Below are 904 nucleotides of genomic sequence, written 5' to 3' on the forward strand. Positions count from 1 at the left end.
TAGGTGAACCTGCGGTTGGATCACCTCCTTTCTTAGAGAATTGCCCTTGGCATTTGTTTGTCTGGGGAAAAGGCACAGGACTCTCTTGCTGGGGTGTTAGGGATAAAACTTCTTTTAATGAATCCGTATGCAGTTTTTGTACTGGTTTTTAGAGTGGGTTTTCTGCTAGATGGCATGGGCTTATTTACTCTGTACACTTTGGGACACGCTTGTAGTAGAACTTTTCTTTATAGGCGCGTTGCTCCCACATAAGCGCTAAAGGCAGGGCGGTATTTGATTTGGGCAAGCTAAATAAAACGCTCTTGGGCTTTTTTGTAGTTTTGCTGTGTGAAGAGATCCATCGCATCGTGAAAGGCTTGTTGCCGGTGGTTGTAATCTTTGCTAAAGGACACAGCTTTTTCTTGGTGTGGCTTAAGACTTGGAGAAAAAAGACCTGCTAGCAGAACACACCCAAAAAGAATAACAACAATCACTGATGTGATGCGGTAGTGCCGCAATGAGAAACGCAAAAGCCAAAAGAGACCATAGAATAAACCCAATACAAGAAAGATAAAACCTGCAAGCTCATTCCCAGATTGCGTCTCCTCCTTAACATTTCCATCCACCACATAGTCATACATATCAAGTTGGCAAACCCGATTGCCCCGCCTCACAAAGACGGCATCGCTCGTGTAGCGCACCAATTCCCCAGATTTACTAAAAAGCTCCTCGCCATTTTCATCGTAGGCACACACCTTGCCTCCCCTTTGCACGACATTATTAATCGCCATTTATAACTCTGTGGGGGCTTGTTGCAGGATCTCCATACTGATATAATTTTGCAATGCCGCTTTGTCTAGCACGCTATCAAAGGCTTGGGTTGGTTTGCTCACTCATGTGCGCCTTAATCGCCTCGTGATAGAGA

Annotated in this window: 1 protein-coding gene; it reads right to left on the bottom strand. The window is 44.9% G+C overall.

The genetic code is table 11. The features are described 5' to 3' along the window. Positions 1-287: 287 nt before the first annotated feature. Positions 288-770, bottom strand: coding sequence for a hypothetical protein (locus EAO38_RS08575; RefSeq protein WP_121022878.1), 483 nt, complete (start codon positions 768-770; stop codon positions 288-290). Positions 771-904 lie beyond the last annotated feature (134 nt).

Origin of the sequence: Helicobacter vulpis (assembly GCF_003660395.1) — a bacterium.
Classification (GTDB): Bacteria; Campylobacterota; Campylobacteria; order Campylobacterales; family Helicobacteraceae; genus Helicobacter; species Helicobacter vulpis.